The 19,858-nt window shown below is 59.5% G+C and carries 13 protein-coding genes; 8 read left to right on the top strand and 5 right to left on the bottom strand.

All coding sequences use genetic code 11. The features are described from left to right. Nucleotides 1-322: 322 nt before the first annotated feature. Together DQ353_RS21380 and DQ353_RS16320 are read left to right on the top strand one after the other, a co-directional pair. Nucleotides 323-1,297, top strand: a complete 975-nt coding sequence (locus DQ353_RS21380) for a hypothetical protein (protein ID WP_146755284.1) — start codon at nt 323-325, stop codon at nt 1,295-1,297. Beyond that, nucleotides 1,266-1,802 carry a hypothetical protein gene (locus DQ353_RS16320; protein ID WP_220094035.1) on the top strand — a complete coding sequence of 179 codons (537 nt, stop codon included), beginning with the start codon at nt 1,266-1,268 and terminating at the stop codon, nt 1,800-1,802. The genes DQ353_RS21380 and DQ353_RS16320 overlap by 32 nt, the downstream gene beginning before the upstream one ends. Nucleotides 1,803-1,860: 58 nt before the next feature. Here DQ353_RS16320 and DQ353_RS16315 read toward each other — a convergent pair whose 3' ends face one another. From DQ353_RS16315 to DQ353_RS16295, 5 genes are all read right to left on the bottom strand, one after another. After that, the gene (locus tag DQ353_RS16315; protein ID WP_220094034.1) at nt 1,861-3,741 is read right to left on the bottom strand and encodes a DUF262 domain-containing protein; all 1,881 of its coding nucleotides are present in this window, start codon (nt 3,739-3,741) and stop codon (nt 1,861-1,863) included. 239 nt (nt 3,742-3,980) lie between these two features. After that, on the bottom strand, nt 3,981-7,178 hold the full coding sequence (locus DQ353_RS16310; RefSeq protein ID WP_113764113.1) for a type I restriction endonuclease subunit R: 3,198 nt from the start codon (nt 7,176-7,178) through the stop codon (nt 3,981-3,983). Nucleotides 7,179-7,276: 98 nt separating this feature from the next. After that, complete coding sequence (locus tag DQ353_RS16305) at nt 7,277-8,440, bottom strand: restriction endonuclease subunit S (RefSeq protein ID WP_113764111.1); 1,164 nt, start codon at nt 8,438-8,440, stop codon at nt 7,277-7,279. Further along, the gene (locus DQ353_RS16300; RefSeq protein ID WP_113764109.1) at nt 8,440-10,050 is read right to left on the bottom strand and encodes a class I SAM-dependent DNA methyltransferase; all 1,611 of its coding nucleotides are present in this window, start codon (nt 10,048-10,050) and stop codon (nt 8,440-8,442) included. Before DQ353_RS16300 ends, DQ353_RS16305 begins: the two co-directional genes overlap by 1 nt. Next, on the bottom strand, nt 10,050-12,044 hold the full coding sequence (locus DQ353_RS16295; protein WP_113764107.1) for a hypothetical protein: 1,995 nt from the start codon (nt 12,042-12,044) through the stop codon (nt 10,050-10,052). The genes DQ353_RS16300 and DQ353_RS16295 overlap by 1 nt, the downstream gene beginning before the upstream one ends. Nucleotides 12,045-12,284: 240 nt before the next feature. Here DQ353_RS16295 and DQ353_RS16290 point away from each other — a divergent pair, with 240 nt between their 5' ends. The 6 genes from DQ353_RS16290 (at nt 12,285) to DQ353_RS16265 (ending at nt 19,819) form a co-directional block, all read left to right on the top strand. Then, entirely contained in the window at nt 12,285-12,773 is a 489-nt protein-coding gene (locus DQ353_RS16290; RefSeq protein ID WP_113764105.1) for a hypothetical protein, read from the top strand. After that, nucleotides 12,770-13,369 carry an Rv1352/Rv1906c domain-containing protein gene (locus tag DQ353_RS16285; RefSeq protein ID WP_146755283.1) on the top strand — a complete coding sequence of 200 codons (600 nt, stop codon included), beginning with the start codon at nt 12,770-12,772 and terminating at the stop codon, nt 13,367-13,369. Before DQ353_RS16290 ends, DQ353_RS16285 begins: the two co-directional genes overlap by 4 nt. 95 nt (nt 13,370-13,464) lie before the next feature. Next, nucleotides 13,465-14,217, top strand: coding sequence for a TM2 domain-containing protein (locus tag DQ353_RS16280; RefSeq protein WP_286166862.1), 753 nt, complete (start codon nt 13,465-13,467; stop codon nt 14,215-14,217). 448 nt (nt 14,218-14,665) lie between these two features. After that, complete coding sequence (locus DQ353_RS16275; RefSeq protein WP_113764101.1) at nt 14,666-16,117, top strand: DUF2130 domain-containing protein; 1,452 nt, start codon at nt 14,666-14,668, stop codon at nt 16,115-16,117. 441 nt (nt 16,118-16,558) lie between these two features. Further along, a complete protein-coding gene (locus DQ353_RS16270; protein ID WP_113764099.1) occupies nt 16,559-18,817 on the top strand; it encodes a hypothetical protein in 2,259 nt (752 codons plus the stop codon). Nucleotides 18,818-18,820: 3 nt separating this feature from the next. Next, nucleotides 18,821-19,819, top strand: a complete 999-nt coding sequence (locus DQ353_RS16265; protein WP_146755281.1) for a hypothetical protein — start codon at nt 18,821-18,823, stop codon at nt 19,817-19,819. Nucleotides 19,820-19,858 lie beyond the last annotated feature (39 nt).

The following is a 19,858-nucleotide window of genomic DNA, read 5'->3' as shown; positions in this document are numbered from 1 at the left end:
GGAATCGGTCCCGTTCATCGGCAGCGATCTCAAAGCACCCATGTTGCCATCTTAACTGAGACAAACCATGAAATCCGTATCTTGCCAAGTATATTGAGATTTTTGCCAACAATACTGAGACAGGACACAGGAAAGATGGGAAGTACGTAGCCGATACTGCCACCGATTTCATATGTGCCGTTATCGGCGATTCACCACGACCAGCCCTGGGATTAAGAATCCAGAAACCACCAAATGGTCGCCGAAAGATCCGATGTCCCCCTTGTGCTGTATCTTGTCGTTTTGGGGCAAACGCCGAAAAATTCATTCTCAAGGGGGAATAGTGGCAAGGCGTGTACTTACGATTCACGAATTAACGTTTAGGGAAAAAGGCAAACGTGAGGGAGCAGGAAGAGAATTTGCTCCCTCCGATCTCCTTGGAGATGACCTACTGGAACTGTTTTACACATGGGTGGCAGGTCTGACCAAGTCAGATACTACAGACCCGAGTACGCATACGTGGGTTACCGTCAACAACGTTTTCAAGTACGCCAGCCGTGTGCTCGTAGTAGAAACCTCCGTAGGAACCAGCGGCGAGTCGGGTGAGGTGGTGGATTCTGAAACTGGACTTACCGAATTCCAGCTTTCCTCTCGTCATGCTCCGACCGGCATCACCCGCACAGTGCTCCTTGTTCCAGAACGCGGCCGCTCTGCGTTTCTGATGTCGGAAGGGTCTCGCCGAGGATCTGGCGGATCTCGCATACGCCAGCTGTTCGTTAAGCACTCGACCGAAAACCTTGGCTTGATAAAAATGGACTGCCACACTGTCTCGGAAGGTGAGGCGTGGGCTGAACACGCCAAGCTGAAAGAAGTTGAACTACGAGTCGAGGGCCGCCCGGTAGACGTCGCCGATGGGCCGAACATCCAGGTCGGCGTAATCTCACATGTTGCTCGGCCGCCACGTCGCGGCTTCTTCCCACGAGATCTCATTGGCCAGCTCATTAGGGACAAAGATGCCGCCAAGCGGGTGGTGGGACTTCCGACTGAAGCCACGGCGGATCGCGAGGACGTATACATCACTCTCGTTGAGGGACAACGACAAAAGAAGTTCCTTCTGGATGGCGGCGGTGCTCCTAGCTTCCGTCTGGTTCTGAACGAGGACGGTTCGGAACCCCTCTCAAGAAGTGAAATCGTAGCGAAATGCGTGGAACAGCTCTCTGAAATTGCGGGACGCACGGGCAAGATCGAATGGGATCCGCGGTGGGGCAAACAGCTCAAGGAGAAACGTGGGGAAAACTTCTCTATGGCGCATTCCTAGAGACCATTTTCGCACGCTGCGAAATGCACGTTCCGGAAAAGTCTGGGTATGGGACTACTCCACACAAATTGGTATCCCTGTAGCGCTGGGCATAGCAGCTTGGTTTTTCGGATTTCGCATGACCAGCGTAGACCACGGAGTCTCAGGGATTTCGATCGTATCCGGGCTCCTTTTCGCGGTCGTGGTGTTCCTTTTTCAACTCCGAACCGCATTGCCAGATAACCCACTACTTACAAAAGATGACTTAGTGCTGGTCGACGAAGTCATGTTCAACTGCCTATGGGCAATCCTGTGGGGACTACTGGTTGTCTTCTACCTGGTTCTTTGCGGCACAGCGGGGTGGATTGCTGATCCTGCCCTAGATGTGGGACCAGGCACTGCAACTATTGCCCGGATATTGTCTTCCATCGCCATCGCGGCCAGCAGTCATCTGCTCGTGGTCCTGGCCATGTGCCTCAAACGCATTCATCGGGCATACGAACGAATAGCAATCGGCAGGCCGTAGTTCCCCCCCCAAAGTTCAATATGGTTGCGCGATCGGGCGTATCGACCGGAACTTCCCCTTAGGCCGAGGATGCAGGCTTGAAAGCGCGCGTCCAGACACGACAGGCGACGGCCGCCAGTTGTTGGGAACGGAGTTGGATGGTGGATTCATCCCATTGATCCGAAGTGCTGACAGGTTTGTTGAGCTGGAGACTGGATTGCAGGGCGAATTCGGGACGCTTAGCGTCCCAGCCGAAGTTTGAAACGCCCTGGTTGAATCGAGAGGTGACGAGGGTCAAGTTGCCGATGCGATGAACGGTTGAGCGTCGGTGCTGTGCGGCGAGTTCCAGTTGTGCCGGATCAAGTGCGTCGAGGGGCCAGTGTGTCTGCCAGGACTGCGGCATGATGTGCTCGATCTGCAGCCGTTCGTAGTCGAATTCGGCCGGTTCGGTTCGTGGATTCTCGGTCTGGAGGTGCTTGTCGATCGCCCCCAGGACCAAGCGGATCCTTTCCTGCGTGAAGGAGTTGTAGAACTTGTTGGTGGCGAAGGCAGCGGCAACATCTTCATCGGTCGGCCACGCCAAAGCCGTTGAGGCGGATCCCAGGGCGTCGATGACGGCTTGGGACACGCTGTTTCCGGCCTCTCGTGCGGTCTGTGCGGACTTGAGGACCTCGACGAAGAAGGTTCCGTATCCACGGGTGTTTGCACCGGTGATCATGCGCCGCATGACCCAGGATTCGATGGCCGCAACAGCGGATTCGTGGTCGGCAAGCGTCAGGGCTTCGGCCGGCAGCGTTCGGAGCCACAAGAACAGCGGCACAGCGGTGAGAACGCGGATACGCTCGATCCGCGAGTAGGCCTGGGTCAAGACCAGGGATTCGGCCTGTTCGGGGTGGTAGACGGTGAGGTACGCAGTTGCGTACTCGTTGAGCTCTTTAAGGACCGATTCCGTGGCTCTTGGGTGGTCCGTCAAGTAGGTTCGCACTTGGGAGTAGAGGTGCCCGACGGTGGCTTCTTCTCCGGAAACGGCGGTGAGCCAGGAGGAGAGCAGGACGTCGCGGCGTCCTCGCGCGGCGTGCCCGGTGCCCACGGTGGTTTTCCACCAGGGTTCATCGAACGGGGCCCAATATCGGTCGTAGAGCTGGTCCAGTTCGGCCTCGCCGCTCAGGTCGCCGCGGAGGAAGAGCAGGTTCTTGACAAGATCGGCCGCCGACAAGGGGGTTTGTCGCCCGTTGAGGACTTCGAAGATTACCTGCGCCTCGTCGTTTTCCTCCAGATCGATGACGACCAGTTTGAAGAGACCCAGGAATGCATCCACGATCGCGTCGAGCAGTTCGGTTTCGGGTGGGGCTTTTACTGCGATGCGTGTCTGCTCGGCAAAGAAGGCCCGGGCCTCGTGGTAGAGGTGACCGGTGGCGAGCGGGACTTCATCTGCGACAACGGAGGGCCATACCTCGCGGTCTTTGCGCCTGGGCCAAAGTTTGAACCGGTCGAGGGGGTCGATGGCTACGTCGGCGGGGTTTTGGATCAGCCGGCGTACCTGTGCTGCACGCGACGACCCGGTTTCTAGGAGGACATCGAGGATTCCGCGGGCCAGCAGCTGCAAGGTTGTCAGTCGCTGCTGTCCGTCGATAACTGCCCGCTGATCCACGCCTCCGGTGGATGACGGCAGTTGGTCGCACACGATTGCGCCAAGGAAATGCGGGGTGACTTTCTGGTCCGCGCGGGCCCTGGGTTCTCCCAGGGCATCCGCTCGGTCTCTGGCTTTCAGCAGTCTTTCTGCGGCCGAGAGAAGGTCTTCGTGGAGGAGTTGCCATTGTCCGTCGCGGGTCCACTCGTAGTCCCGCTGAAACGTGGGGATGACGTATCTGCGCTCAAGACCGAGAACGGACTTTAGCGCCAAAGTGTCAGCCTGCAATTTTCCTCCAAATTCAGTGGGGACGGGGTTTCCCTTGTTCACTCTAACCCCGCGGAAAGAGTGGCATAGCCAAGACACTGGCCCTTAGGGGAGTGTGCACCGCGCGGCAGCACGATCTAGCTGAATCACCTGTCCTCTGAGGATTCCGGGGCCGAAGGAACGAAAAACCAATCAGTTCCAGGGCCGCGATCCCTGAGGAACGGCGGGTTGAAAAGCCTCAAACTATACCGATGCCTTGACGTTCTACTTTTTAGCCCCGAGCTGCCGCTTGGATTGTTTTTCTACGCAGTCCTTTGGGCCATTGCTTCCATCTGTTCGATCACCAGCTTGATGGCCTCGGGCTGCTTGTCCGGCGGGTATCCGTTGAGGATCAGCAGCCGCTTGACCGAGGAACGCAGTTTGGCGCGGACGTCCTCCCGGACCGTCCAGTCGGTGCGGACGTCCCGGCGCATGACGGTGACCAGCTGGCGGGCGATTTCCGCGAGCATGCCCGGTCCCTGGGCCTCGACGGCGGACTGGTTCAACGCAACAGCGTCATAAAAAGCGAGCTCGTCCTCGTTCAGCGGCGGGGTGAACTGTTCTCCGCGGTTGGCCTCCGCGGCGACTTCCTTGGCCAGGGCAACGAGCTCGGCAATGACCTCCGCGGAGGTCAGTTGCTGGTTGGTGTACTTGTTCATCAGCTCGGTGATGCGATCGGAAAACGCCCGCTGTCGGATCACGTTGTTCTTGGTCGTGCGCATCGACTCGTCGGCAATGAGCTTGCGCAGTGCCTCGATGGCCAGCTGCGGGTTTCGCGCCTTCTGGGTCTTGGCAATGAACTCCGGGGTGAGGTCGCTCAGGGAAGGCTTGGGCATGCCGGCTGCCTCATAGATGTCCAGGACTTCCCCGGTGGCATCCGTTGCCGTGGCGATCAGCTGCCCGAGCATGCGCTGGATCTCCTCCGGCACGGGCTCGCCGCGGGCTTGCCGGTCCTGGGCATCGAACTTGCCCATCCACACCCGGATCTCCTCATACACTTGGATCTCCGAGCGCAGCTCCTCGAGCTTGCCGGACCCCGTGCACAGCGCCCAGGCACGGACCAACTGGCTGGCAACCTGCCGGTACCGCACCGCCAGCGGCGGGGCGCCGTCCTCGCTCGTGGCATTGCCCGGGGTTTCGGGGGCGCGCAGGTAGTTCACCGCCCCGGTGACCGCGTTCAGGAACGCCTTGGGCCCGGGCTTGCCCAGCACCGCGCGCCAGTCATAGCCGACCAACAGCTCGCGGGCCTTGTTGACCAGTTCCACGGCCAGGGCCACTGCCTCATCGATGTTCTTGCCGACCGGCTTCTGCGTCCGGTCGGTGTCGGTGTATTCGGCCAGGGCCTTGGCCAGGTTCTCGGCCAGCGGGGCGTAGGCGACCAGCAGCCCGTCGGATTTGCCGCGGAAGGTGCGGTTCACACGGGCGAGCGTCTGCATCAGCAGCGCGCCCTTCAGCGGGCGGTCCAGGTACAGGGTGTGCAGGGGAGGGGCATCGAACCCGGTGAGCATCATGTCCTTGACGATCACCAGCTCCAGCTCATCCCCGGGGTCCTTGAGCCGTTCCTTGATGGCGTTGTTGGCCGAGTCGCGGCGCACGTGGTCGGCCACCGGGGGTGCGTCCGATGCGGTGCCCGAGTACACGACCTTGATCTTGCCCTTGTCCAACTCATCCGAGTGCCACTCCGGGCGCAGTGCCACGATGGCCGAGTAGAGGTTCGCGCAGATCTCACGCGTCCCCCCGACGATCATGGCCTTGCCGAACGTGGGCGCCCCGGTGGTGTCGGCGATGAACGGGGCGACGGTGTCCCGGCGGGTCTCCCAATGCTGGACCAGGTCCCTGGCCAGTTCCGCCAAGCGGTCCGGTGCACCATAGACGGCATTGACCACGGCGACCGACTGCTCGATCCGGGCACGTTCGGTGTCATCGAGCCCTGCGGTCGCCTCGTCCGCCGCGGCGTCCAGGTCCTCCTGGGTGAGGCTGTCGACGAGCTGCACCTTGATCAGGCGCGGTTCGAAGTACACTGGCACCGTTGCGCCGTCCTCGACGGCGCGTGAGAGGTCGTAGACGTCGATGTAGGGACCGAACACGTCGCGGGTGTTGCGGTCCTCGAAGGAGATCGGGGTGCCGGTGAACGCGATGAGCGTGGCGTTGGGCAGGGCGTCGCGCAGGTGCCGGGCGTAGCCGTCGAGGTCGTCGTAGTGGCTGCGGTGAGCCTCGTCGACGATGACGATGATGTTCTTCCGGTCGCTCAGCAGCGGGTGCTCGGTGCCCGAATCCTTCTCGTCCTTGGTCCGGCCGAACTTCTGCAGCGTGGTGAAGTAGATGCCGCCGGTGACCCTGCCGGAGAGCTCGGAGCGCAGTTCGGTACGGCGGCGGATCTGCTTCGGCGTGTCGGGCAGGAGCTGGGAGCGGGCGAAGCCGGAGTAAAGCTGCCCGTCCAGTTCGTTGCGGTCGGTGATCAGCACGACCGTGGGGTTCTTCAAAGCAGGGTGGCGCATGACGGCGGCGGTGTAGAGCTCCATTTCCATGGACTTGCCCGAACCCTGGGTGTGCCAGACAACGCCGGCCTTGCCGTTGGTGCGCACGGCATCAATGGTGGAGCCCACCGCCTTTGTCACGGCGAAGTACTGGTGCGGCTTGGCGATGCGCTTGAGCAGACCCTCGGCTCCGGCATCAAACGCCGTGTAGGAGCGCAGCAGCTGCAGGAAGCGGGTGGGGTTGTAGAGCCCGGCAATCGCGGTCTCGATCGCCAACACCGCCTCGCCGTCGGTGCTGTGACCCGGCGGGACCGGCACGCCGTCATCGTCCACGTTCCACGGGGAGAAGTGGTTCAGCGGCGTGAACGGCGTCCCGTACTTCGCATCCAGCCCATCGGAGGCGAACGTGAAGACACAGAAGCGGAAGGCCAGCGGGAACTCGCGCAGGTAGGTCTGCAGCTGGGCGTGCGCCGCGGCGACGTCGGCGGTCCTAGACCCGGCCTTCTTCAGCTCCATGATGCTCACGGGCATGCCGTTGCAGTACAGGACCAGGTCGAATCTCCGGTGGTGGTCGCCCGCAACCAGGGTGACCTGGTTGACAGCGAGCCAGTCATTGTCGGTCTCCTCGGTCCCGATGATCCGCAGCGTGGGGTTCTGCTCGGTACCGTCGGGATCCAGGTAGGAGATCCGGTGCCCCTCCACGAGCATCTTGTGGACGCGGTGGTTCTCGGTGATCGCATCCTGGGATGCGGGGGCGATGATCTCCGCCAAGGCCTGCTGCAGGTACTGGCCCGGCACGCCGGGGTTCAGCCGGCGCAGCGCGGCGAGCAACCGCGGCCGGATGAGCAGCTCGTCCCAGGACCCGCGCTCACCGGTGCCCGGTGCGATCGCATCCCCGTGCAGGGGTCGCCAGTTTTCGTCACCGAGCTGTTCGAGCGCAAGCGCCTCCCAGTCGGCTTCGGTGAAGCTGGTCTGCAGTGTCATCGGTTGTACGTCCCCCAGAACTAGTTTCTGACTTGAACCTATCGTGTTTCTATAGAGCGTCGGTCATGTTGCAGACATCGTCTGCAACATGACCGACGCTAGACGGCCGCCGTTACGAGATCTTCGGCTTCCTTAATCTGGAGCTTGCCCGACATGAGTTGGGGTAGAAGTGCATCTCGCGTAGCAGTGAGCGTTTCAATAGTTGACGAAGCGGTGCGGATGACTCGCTCAAGCGAGGCAAGATTAGTTTCAAATACTTGCAGGTCATCCGAATCTACCCACTTAAGATGCACGGACTCGAGCTGCTTCCGATTAATCGATCCGAATACGGTGCCTTCCGAATTAAACTGTTGCCAGATTGGAGAGCTCCTGATTGCGTGAAACAGCGTGTACGGAGTTCCTAGTCGCGACCGAATGGAAGCGAGTCCTCGTCCTATACACATGCTCTCTGACGCGATATTGGTAGTGCCAACTGGAGCTCGAACACTGAGGAGCGTGTCTAGTTCCTGTGCAAGCCTTCCCGGCTCATCCGTCCACACCCGCCTCTCCGGGTAACGAAGCCCAAAATCCCGAATGCCTTGGTAGAACACGGTCCCGTCACCGTCTTCATTGAGCGATGTTCCTGCCGGCGACGAGCCCATAGTGACCTCTGCAAGTTCCATTAGTGGGAGTTCAGGGCCTGACTCGAAGGCTTGGGAACTAAGTGCAACGGCGAGTTCGTCTGCTAATTTGGCGAGTTTGGTGTTGTCGGCGATCTTGTCGTCAAGGGCGTCGAGGACCTCTGCGATGTTTCGTTGCATATGGAGGTCTGGAAAGCTAAGGCGGATCTGGCCGATGTCGCGCACATTTAGGCTGCTGAATATTGCGCCGACATTCATAAGCCGGTCTACTTCGGTCCACCATTGTGGGCTTCGGACCGCCCACCTGAGGAATCCCTGATCCACATGAACTCCATCTGAGCGCAAGAGAACTAGATTCTGCCCAATGGCACACCTTGAATCGGCAGGTATCGGCGCGGTATCTCCTACACGGCCGCGTCGAGTGACAATTACGTCGCCCGGCTGAGGCGTGGTCCGTCGAGTCCACATCTTCAAATCAGTTTCAGAGATCTTCCGCGTACTTTCCAAGATGACACGACCGTCTTGAATGTCTGGGATTGCAATATATGGAAATCCATCGACCGAGCGTGCAGGCGTCTTGTGTTCGCAGTCGAGAACGGAGACGCCGGCATCCGCTAGAGCCACGAATACGACATGATCCATCAGGACACCCTCCTGAGCTGCTCGCGCACAACAGCCGCCAGACGTTCGGATTCCTCGAACTGTTCAAACAGTTCGTTTTTCAGCCGCGCGATCTTCTCTTCGATCGGTTCGCCGTCCTCCTCCACATCGACCGCCCCCACATAACGGCCCGGAGTCAGTGCGTAGTCCGCTTCCTTGATGTCCGCCAGGGTAGCGGAATAGCAGAAGCCGGCCTCGTCTTCGTACTCTTCGCCCTCTGCCGAAGCGCTGCCGCGCCACGCGTGGAAGGTGTCGGCGATCTTCGCAATGTCCTTATCAGACAGGGCACGTTCGGCTCGGTCCACCATGTGGCCCAGGTTCCGGGCGTCGATGAAGAGCACTTGCCCAGTGCGATCCACCGAACCGTGCTCTCCGGCAGTTTTGTCCTTCGCGAAGAACCAAGTGCAGACCGGGATGGCGGTGGACCGGAAGAGCTGGGTGGGTAGGGCGACCATGCAGGAGACCAGGTCGGCCTCGACGATTTGGGCGCGGATTTGTCCCTCGCCGCCGGAGTTCGAGGACATGGATCCGTTGGCCATGACCACGCCGGCGGTGCCGCCGGGAGCCAGCTTGGAAATGATGTGCTGGATCCACGCATAGTTGGCATTGTTCACCGGCGGGACGCCGTAGCGCCAGCGCGGATCGGATTCGTTGCGTGCCCAGTCCTTGATGTTGAAGGGCGGGTTGGCCATGACGTAGTCGGCCTGCATGTCCGGGTGCTGGTCGCGGGCGAAGGTGTCGCCCCAGCGAGGGGCGAGGTTTGCGTTCAAGCCGTGGATGGCCAAGTTCATTTTGGCCATGCGCCAGGTGCGCTCGTTCAGCTCCTGCCCGTAGACGGAGATCGCGGTGCGGTCCGCATGGTGCGCGTCCAGGAACTTTTCGGTCTGCACGAACATGCCGCCCGAGCCGCAGGCCGGGTCGTAGACGCGGCCGCTGGTCGGTTCGAGGACCTCCACCAGCACCCGGACGACGCCGGCGGGGGTGTAGAACTCGCCGCCGCGCTTGCCCTCTGCGCGGGCGAACTTCTCCAGGAAGTATTCGTAGACCTCTCCGAGCAGGTCCCGGGCCCGTCCGGCGCCCTGGCCGGTGAAGCGAGCGGTGTTAAACAGGTCGAGCAGTTCGCCGAGGCGGCGCTGATCCACCGAGTCCCGGTTGAAGATCCGGGGCAGGGTGGCTGCGAGGGTCGGGTTGGCTGCCATGACAGCATCCATGGCGGCATCGATGAGCTCGCCAATGTTCTTTGGGGCGGCTCCGTCGATTGCGGGCAGTCCCTTGGCGTTTTCGGCCAGGTACTCCCAGCGGGCGTTCGCCGGGACCCAGAACACGCCGCGGCCCGTGTACTCGTCGGTGTCATCGATCAGCTGGCTAATCTGGTCTTCGCTCATCCCGTCAGCTGCGAGCTCTTCGTGCAGCTGCGTACGGCGTTCGGTAAAGGCATCCGAAACGTACTTCAGGAACACCAGACCCAGGATCACGTCCTTGTATTGGGACGCGTCCATGGAGCCGCGCAGCTTGTCGGCCGCCTTCCAGAGCGTGTCCTTGAGTTCCTTCACGGTTGAGGGTGCTGTCTCAACCTTTGTTTTCGGAGGCACTAGTTGTTTCCTTCCAGAGGGGATCTGTTATTGGTAATGCGCAGGGCGGCCGTCGCCGATCCTTCGGTGAGAAGGACCGAAAGCCGATCCAATCGGGCAATGCGGTCCAAGGCAACCTGGCGTTCACCGGCGATCGCGTCCAGGGCAGCCTTGGTCTGTGCAAGATGTTCCTCGGGGAATCGTTTCACAAGCCACCGACGCCACGGACCACCATGGCGGCCCCGGATGTCCGCAGCGAGTACCGAGGCGATGAGCCCCAAGGACTTGGCATTGTTGATGCGCAGGATCCGGGCCGGGTACTGGACGAGGCTTGCACCGTGCGGATCCACGATTGCCGTTGATGCGCCGACATCGCTGAAAATGACATCACCCGGTTCGGTGAGCTGGGCGCGCGGATAGTCCGAAGCGAGCACGAGTCTGTCAACGTATCGAGGCGTGTTGCTGCCGCGCAGTTCGGGAAGCCCCAGCACCGTGAAACCTTCCCTGGCTTGGGAGTCCGTGGCGTGCAAACGGGTCCCAGGGATCAACCGCAGGTACTTGTGGTGCAGCAATTCACCCAGGGATGCGGATGACGTGGCCATGGCGTCGCCGGGTTCGACACTGATATCCAGAGCCCTGGGGCCGGCAACCGCGTTGAGAGAATTGATTTCGGTTTCCGCCATCACGAGGGCCGCCGCATCTGAACCGGTTGCCGTTGTCGGGGGTGCACTGCGTGGCCTGCTGCAAAGGTTGCCGTCGCCGGCCAACAGCAGACGGGTCTGCACGAGCCTGCCATAACGGAACGCGCGGGCACGGATTGTAGCCTTGTCGTGCATGGATGCCTGTAGGTCCGCCACCAAGTCGTGGCGGCCGGCCTCATCTAGACCCGTGGTGGAAAGATCGGCGACCATCATCCAGCGTTCGGCTATGGGAACCTCGATCCGTTCCTTGCCGATGACCCACAGTGCCATGGGTTGGCGCGGTTTGGAGGTCAGCAGCCCGGCAGGAAGGCGAACGGCCGCGCGGATCTTTCCGGAACGGAGCAGCGAATCGCGGATGCGTGCCGCCGAGCCGGAGGGCAGAGCATCGGTGAGCAGCCTTGCGGGAGCGAGAATGACCGCGGCCTGGCTGGAGTCCATGTCCAGGGAAATGTCGTCGATATCCGTCAGGATTTGCGGGCCGGTGAGATCTGGCCGTTCCCGGTAGGGGAAGTGTGCGACGGTGACCAGGCCGGGGATGCGCGCTGCGATTCCCTCAAGTCGGAGGTTCTCGCGGCTGAAGGCGTTGATCCACAACCTCCGCAAGACCATGCGGGTCGAAACCGGGATGATGGGGGACAGGCCGAGAACCACATTGTCTAACTCGTTGAACTTGGCGGCAATGGCCAACAGCACTTCACCATCATCCGGTGTCGCATCGTAGAAGGTACTCGTCTCCCCGGAGAGTGCCACGGCCGCTGACGCCAGCAGATCAATGGCCGCCGCCGCGAACACCGTCTCGGTGCGCCGGGTGCGGGAGTGGTCCTTCACGAGTTTTTCGAAGGCCGCAACCGAGCTGTAAGAGGCTTCGCTGAGTTGGTCCGCGAGTGCTAGAAGCGGTACCAGGGATGCCGAGTCGCCCTCGATCTCTCCGAAGAGGCATTCGTCGTCGGGGTCTATTTCCTCGGCCAGGTCTAAGACGTCCTCCGGATCCACGCCGCCCAGCTCCAGCCCGGTCAGGGCACGGAGGACCAGCAACGCTGAGAGGACCTCGAAATTCTCGCGTGCGTTGCTCGCAAAGGCTGCGGAGTCCTCGGCCGCGTCGGGATTGTTTCCCCGACCCGTTTGCCGAAGCCACGACACCACCTCGTCCGCGTTGAAGAGCTCCTGGTCGTTGGACTGTTCAACGGGGGCGGGGAATGGGGTTGCCGTGTTACGGCTGCGCGTCCGCCACATCGACACCACGGGGCGTTGCACCCGGGCCAGCAACGAGACGTCCGTTAGGGAGAGCGTGAGGGTTGTTCCCGATCTTTCCATCTGACGTCTCCTTTCGCTGCTGCATGGGCCTAGGTACACACTACTTGAAGAGGCAAGTATTGGAACTGTCAACGCTGATAACCCCCGTTATCAGTGCTTTGTTACTGCCATTCCTCCAATGCCCCATAGCTTGGGAACATGCCCGGAGCTTGGGGGAGACCCGGCGCTAGGGCAGATGGGACCGCTTGGGGCGGTCCCATCTGCACGACACTTCACCGCAGCTTCCAAGGAGGAACCGACATGCAGGAACCAGCAGCAACCGACACCGAACCATCGACCACCGGCGCCCACGCCGGCTTCCGGAACCAGGCTCCCAAGTACAACAACCTTTGGCTTGCGGGCGGGGTCGGCCTGGTAGCCGGTCTCGCCATCGGGTTGGGCATTGGCTTTTCCGCCAGCACCGCACCCGCAGCCGATTCCCCTTCGGCGGCCATTACGAACGCCGTCCAAGCCTGCGAGCTGGTCGACGTCCTGGGTGTCACCGTCATGGACGAGGGCAACAGTGTGACGCTGGAGACCGCGGGCAATGACACGAAGGGGGCACCGTATTCGGACGTTGTGTGCGTGTTGGACGCCTTGGAAATGCCCGAAAGCGTGAAGTCGCGCATGGCCAGTACCAGGTCGCTCGACGGAATGCAGGATGCCGCCTGGTCTGGCTATGGGGCCAGCTGGAACTACCATCCTGACAATGGCCTGAACATCGTTGTGGAAAGCCAGGAACAGCCATGAAAACGCCAATGGAACCGACTTTTCGAGAACCAAAGCCACCAATGGGCAAGGGCGGCAAAACTATCTTCGCCGCCATCCTGGCGGCCGGATTGCTCGCAGGCGGCGTCTTCGCCGGCTTGGCCGTGGCGGATCCGACCACCAGCGATGAATACGCCCCGGCCGTCAGCCATGCCCAGGTGGCCGGCGCCGACCGGGACAAGTACCGCGGTGCGCTGGAAGAACTGACGACCACGCACGACACGCTGCTGTCCGACCTGGAGGAACGCGAAAGCGCAGTGGGTGAAAAGGAAACAGAGGTCGAGGAGGCCGCGGCAGCCGTCGAGACGCGTGAGAAGGCAGTCGGCACGGCCGAGACGGAAGCCGCCGCAAACACCGTCAGCGACGGGACCTGGACCGTGGGTGAAGACATCAAGCCGGGCACCTACCGGGCCAAGGAGACCGTGGGGTCCCGATGCTACTGGGGTGTCTACCGATCAGGAACAAACGGCAGCGACATCATCGACAATGACATCCCCGGGGGAGGAAAGCCCACGGTGAATCTGGCCAGGGGCCAGGATTTCAAGTCCTCAAATTGCGGCAGCTGGCAAAAGAAATAGGGGCACAATGTCGGCCCGCCAGGATCAGTAGGACTCATCTTTACATTCGCATCCCAAAACCATTTCACCGCCGCGACAGCGGCAAGGAGGACACCATGAGCACCACCAATCCCTACCAGACCCACCCCCAGCAGCCGATGCAGGGCCATCTGGCTCCCGCCCCGCGCAAGTCGTTTATCGCCACCTGGCTCCTCGCCCTCTTCCTCGGCGTTTTCGGTGTTGACCGTTTCTACCTCGGCAAGATCGGCACGGGCCTGCTCAAGTTGCTGACTCTCGGGGGCCTGGGCGTTTGGGTCCTCGTTGACCTGATCCTGGTGCTGGCCGGAAAACAACGTGACAAGTCCGGTGCGCCCTTGGCCGGATACGACAAGGGAAAGACGGTCGCATGGATCGTCACCGCAATCGTCGTCCTCCTCGGAGCGTTCGCCGGACCCAACGCCGGCGGGGGAGCAGCTGATGCAGGAAGCCCAGCATCCGTGCAGCAGATACAGGCCGAGAAGCCCGCCGGGGAACCTGCGGCTGTGGCTCCTGCGGAGCAAGCGAAAAAGTGGACGAAGGTCATTGCCTTGAAGGGCGGCAACGACAAGGCCAGTGAAACCTTTGAACTGACCGGCGCCGAAGCCCGGATGAGCTATGAATTCACTGGAGGTGGTGACTTCGCCGTGGGCGCCGTGTACCTGGAAAGGGAAGGCGTTGACATCGCCACCGACGGCGGCATCCCGCTGTTGATGCTGGACAAGACCGAAAAGGCAGACACCGTGCTGCACAAGGCCCCGGGTAGCTACTACCTTGACGTCAAGGCAGCAGGCTTTGACGGGTGGACGCTGACCGTCGAGGAAAAACGCTAGACAATCTCATACCGCCGACAAGGCAGAAAACCATTGCGGTGTCGGAGGTGTGCCACCGCAGCAGGGGCGTCCGCTTAGGGGCTTGGCTCAGGATGGTTCGTTGATGAATGTTCCTCTATGCGTCCATCGCGGCATACCCGTTGAGCGTTCTCGCTGTGCTCGGAAGCGTTTAAATGCTCTGAGTTCAACAAATTCTCCCCCACATACCAATGGAAAGAACCGGGGGAACCAGACATGTAGGGCCAGTCGAACAACATGGATCAGGCGGTCGGCTGCTTCCGGGCGTCCGGGTTCGACCATAATCCTGCTAGGTAAATCGAGGTTCCTAAGTCACATCATGAATTCGCCCCGTAATGTCCGTTACGGTGTGGAAAAGGGCGGTCCCTACGCTGCCGGGTATGTACATCAATCGTCAAACGACACACAAATTCACTGAAAGGTTGTCCCCATGAACGAGATTATCTGCCCCGGTTGCCACAAGGCGTTCACCATCGATGAGGCCGGCTACGCCGACATTTTGAAGCAGGTGCATGACCGCGAGTTCGAGCAGGCCCTCCACGAACGGCTCGAGCTGCTGGAGGCAGAAAAACAGAATGCGGTCGAGCTCGCCGAGGCAAAGGTTGCGGCGGTTCTCGAGAAGGACGTGGCAGTGAAAAACGCCGAGATCGAGCGTCTCAAGGAGGAACTCAAAGCCCGCGATTTCGCGAAGCAGCTCGCAGTCACCGAGGCTGTACGTGCCCTGGAAAAGGAACGAGACACCCTTGCACGCGATCTCGGGGCGACAGCAACTGAACAGAAGGTGCTTCAGGAGCGACTCGAAGAGGCTCGCAAAGAGAAGCGGGCCGCCATTGAACTTGCGGAGGCGACGCTCACCAACAAGCTTCAGGCAGAGACCGCGGAGAAAGCTGCCGAGATCGGACGTCTCAAGGAAGAGCTGAAGTCTCGCGAGGTCGCGAAGCAGCTCGCCGTGAAGGAAGCCGTGAACGGAATCGAGAAACAACGGGACGACCTTGCACGGAATCTCTTGGCCAAGGAGACCGAGCAGCAGCTGCTTGAGTCAACAATGAGGGACACGCATGCCCTTCAGATCAAATCGAAAGACGACATGATCGCCTACTACAAGGACCTCAAGGCGAAACTCTCCACAAAACTGGTCGGTGAGAGCCTTGAGCAACACTGCGAAATCGAGTTCAACCGCATCCGCTCCGCCGGCTTCCCCATGGCCTACTTCGAGAAGGACAACGACGCTCGAAGCGGAAGCAAGGGTGACTACATTTTCCGCGAGGCGGACGAGTCCGGCACGGAATTCATCTCGGTGATGTTCGAGATGAAAAACGAAGGAGACGAAACAGCCACCAAGAAGAAGAACGAGGACTTCTTCAAGGAACTAGACAGGGACCGAATCGAGAAAGGCTGCGAATACGCGGTTCTCATCTCGCTGTTGGAGTCCGACAGCGAGTTGTACAACGGTGGCATTGTCGATGTGTCCCACCGGTACCCCAAGATGTACGTTGTGCGCCCCCAGCTCTTCATCCCAATCATCACCCTGCTCCGGAATGCAGCGCTGAACTCACTGGAATACAAGACCGAGCTCGCACGTGTCCGGGAGCAGAATGTCGACATCACGAATTTCGAGGACGCGCTCGACACCTTCAAGACAGGGTTCGCCAGGAACTACGACCTTGCCTCCCGGAAATTCAAGGACGCGATCGATGACATCGATAAGTCGATCGATCGACTGCACAAGGTGAAGGAATCGCTCCTCGGTTCCGAGAATAACCTCCGGTTGGCGAACAGCAAGGCCGAAGACCTCACGATCAAGCGCCTCACCCGCGGGAACCCGACAATGGCTGCGAAGTTCACAGACGCCCCGACCTTGGTGGCCGCAGAAAAAATATAGTAGTGCTATCGATCTGCGAGGGGATTTCGTAGGGCGTGCTGAAGCTCCCGTTCGATAGGTGGCGTGCCGTGTTGGCGCTCTCTTATCGAATGGGAGCTTCGGTGATGCTGGGGGTAGTCACACTCAAAAGAATCTGGTGCCCCCAAATCGGACTTATCCGTCGCCCTCTATACCTGCGACACCCAGCCCTAGATGAGTAACGCCTAATTCGAGGTGATCACAGAACATGCCTCCGGCAATTTGGTCGGGCGCGGAAGATGACAGATGACAGCGAATTGTGGAATGAAACAAGCTGGGACTACTCGCTAAGTAGCAAGTCAGCTCGACCTTTTGGGTCACTGACCACAGCACCTAAGTGGGGAAGCCCTAGGGTATGAAGAAGGCAACAAGTGCCAGCACCTGGTACTGCGATAAACATTCACATCTGACGATCGGAACATCATGTTTGGACTAAGCCTTCCATTGGATGCAGAATCATTCCCGAAGGACGAAGAAGCAGCCCGACCCGTCGAGGAGAATGGGTTCTTCACAGGGGCGTGGGCAACCTCATGGTTAGAACACCCAGAGCTCAAAGGGTTATGGATTCCCGTCCACGCGAACTTAAAATCGACAAGGGTTTCTGACAGCCAAATACTGAACCTTAGAAGTTTCACCTTAAACGCCCTCGCCGACAACAGGGTCAAAACGAAGGTCATCCCTGAGGAGCTCATCCCAAGATTCGGCTTCCCCACCAACAACCTGCAGCGCAACAACAAGACTTGCATGATGGAGATCTCCCACGGCAGGCTACTGCATCCGCCCTCGGCCAAGATCATCAAGCAGTACCAAGAGGAGAACCCTCTTCTGGTAAGAGTGCGCGTCTCCCGAAATCAGGGTAAAAAGCCGGGTGTCCTCATGAACAAGGACACTAAATTTATCCTGTGTTCCACAGGCCCCATGCTCTTCAAGAAGAATACCGACAAGGGTGATCAGGGTACAACAAAGAACTATGTCAGAAGCCTGAAGCTTCCAATCAAGATCAGCCTGCGGGGTGGTGAAGCGAAGCTGCGCGCTGATCTGGACCAATGCTTGGGTTACGCAGCACTCAGGTTCCTCGGCGTAGACGCCCTCGATGGCGTCGATACTCTCATATCCGGCTCCACCGAGTCCCAGAACATTCTGGATTCCGAACAGCCGGTGGACTCGAACTTCTCGCCAATTGGGTTGCCGTTCATCGGTTTTGAAACCGGTGTATTCACGCAGGCTGAGCAAGCTGTTATCCTCACCGAATTCATCGTCGACGCCAATGGCACCGATCACGAAAAGGCAGAAGAGCGAGCAAGAAGGCTTTTCGAGGGGCGCATTGTCGAAGAATCACGAGGTTACTTTGAGGGCGTCAACAGTGAAGCTCTCCGCTTTCATGACACTTACAAGGTGAGTCTGCCGGAAGAGCCTGCTGAACCCGAGGAAGCCACCCAGGAAATCCCCATAGGGGAAGCTCCGGTTAGTGAGCCGAATACTGAGCGTTTAACGGAAGAAACATCGGAACCTAACGTCACTCAGCCAGGGTCAATCAGTCTGCTCAACGATTCCCTGCGTCTCATTCTCGAGGAATCCATCAAGATCAGCGGAATGGATTTCTCTGACCTCGAAACTTCGGAGAAAGACAAGGATCTCATTGAGACCTTGAATGCCAAGTTGGCGAATGCAACCGAGGAAGCGGAGAAGCTGCATGGCGACAAGAGAAACCTCAACCTGACCGTTGAAAAGCTCATCCGAGAAGCCAAGGAATCTGTAGAGTCCACCAACAAGAAGATCTCCCAGATGAGGGAAGCGCATCGCAAAGAGCTCGCAGCCCAAGCCGCACAAGATGAGGAGCGCCGGCGAGCACTCCTTGAAGAGATAGACGAATTCAACGAAACCGTCCGCAAGCTCACGGTGTCCCGCGACGGATTCAAGGCTGCCGCCACAGCCGAATTCGATGTTGACCAGCTCGACTACATTTCCAAGCTCAGCATCACCAGGGATAAAGATGCTCGCGAGGCAACCGAACTAATTGACCTCATGGAATCGGAGAACGAAGAACTCCGCCGCAAGATGGTTCAGCTTGAAACCAAACTGAGCTGGTACCGCATGCACGACGCCGAAGCATCCGTGCTGGAGCAAACGGAGGGAATCGGTGAAGAGGAAGTCGACATAACGCTCATCACGGCTGCCTTCAAAAACAACCTCGACCTATACAGGTACGCCGACGAAAATCTCAAATACCTCTCGATCTCACCCGATGCCCTCACACCAGCAAAATCCTTGGATGGCTTTGAACGCAGCAAGTCATGGTCCAAAAAGGCGCTTCATGCACTCCTGTCCCTGAACGACTATGCCGAAAAGATGGTCAAGGACGAGATTTCAGCTTCGTTCGTCGACTTTGCATCTTCGTCGGATGCGAAGTTCCAGATCCCCCGGCATAAGATCGCAATGGAATCATCGACCACGGGAACGAAAACATCCTCGTACCGTCGCACACGGACCTTCTCGGTCAGCGAGGATGAGCAGTGGGTTGGAGACCGTGAGATCGAATGTTTCCCGCACATTCGTATCGACCAGGCACTTCCGGGCCCGCGCATCTACTTCTCCGATGACACGATCAAGTCCAACCAGAAGCTTTTCGTTGGGTACTACGGCGAGCACCTGCGTAACGTGATTCCGACGAGCGTTTCCTAGCCGATGAGTAACATGGTCCATTCGCCATGGCTTGCCGGCATGCGTCCTCCGACGCTCAGCCGCTCCAAACCCGAGAACGTTCCCGCCCTGCGGGATGGTCTTCTTGAAGGTGTACACGAGCGGGTTGATCAGCTGGCTGCAGCCCAGCAGTATGGAGATGCCGCTTATTTGCGGTACTTCGCCGACCAGCTTGCAACGTTCTCCTTGGGGTGGATTGGCCGGGAAATTGGCGACGAAGCAATGATCGCTGTCGAAGACTTCAACATGGACGGAGTCGTGAAGCCGACTGCTAGATGGAATCTCGCTGAGGCGATGCCCGCCCTGAGCGGTTTCGTGGTCCTGGAAGTCCCGACGCTTTACGGCCACTTTGCGACACCGCTGAAGGACGAAGAGCGCATCCAGGTCGCCGTATCCGCAATCTCCTGGTATGTCGAAGGCGACGAGGAGATCCTGTTCCAGCTGTATACCAACAGTGACAGTACGGACATTGATTCACTCGTTGATGCGGATCGTTTCCGGTTGATCAGCGAGTTTTCGTTACCTTTCATGAAGACTGTGACCCGTGAAAGCCTAGCCTCCTGGTTGGGCAATTTCGGCGTGCCGGCGTTCAAGATTCCCCACCACCAGTCACTGGTCATGTTCATTGGGAACCTGTTCATCATTGCGAATTCCTTGAAAGTGGCAGAGGCCTCAACGGATTCGTTTCCGACACCGGGTGAGCAGGCTTCCTCGAGGTCTTCGCAGGTGAAAATCATTATGATGCGTCCGCTGAATCGGCCGGGCTCCCCGCCCCCTTCTGACAGGGGCGGGGAGCGCAAGCGCGGCAAGGATCACCGGTGGAGAGTGAGAGCCCACTTGCGTTGGATCACGACCAGCCATCTCGTGTCGGATTCTCGCATGAGTGTGAGCCGACGACCCACTTATGTTCGGGCGCACCTGCGCGGAGCGGAGGGAACCCCGATCATTGCCCGCGACCGGGTCATGAAGTGGATTTGGAACTGACTCTGGAGTCAGATCGCGAATCAAAGGGAAAATAAGGTG

Source organism: Arthrobacter sp. AQ5-05 (assembly GCF_003287975.1).
Taxonomy (GTDB): Bacteria; Actinomycetota; Actinomycetes; order Actinomycetales; family Micrococcaceae; genus Paeniglutamicibacter.
Note: the sequence above shows the minus strand (reverse complement) of the source record. Positions and strands in the feature narration are given on the sequence as shown.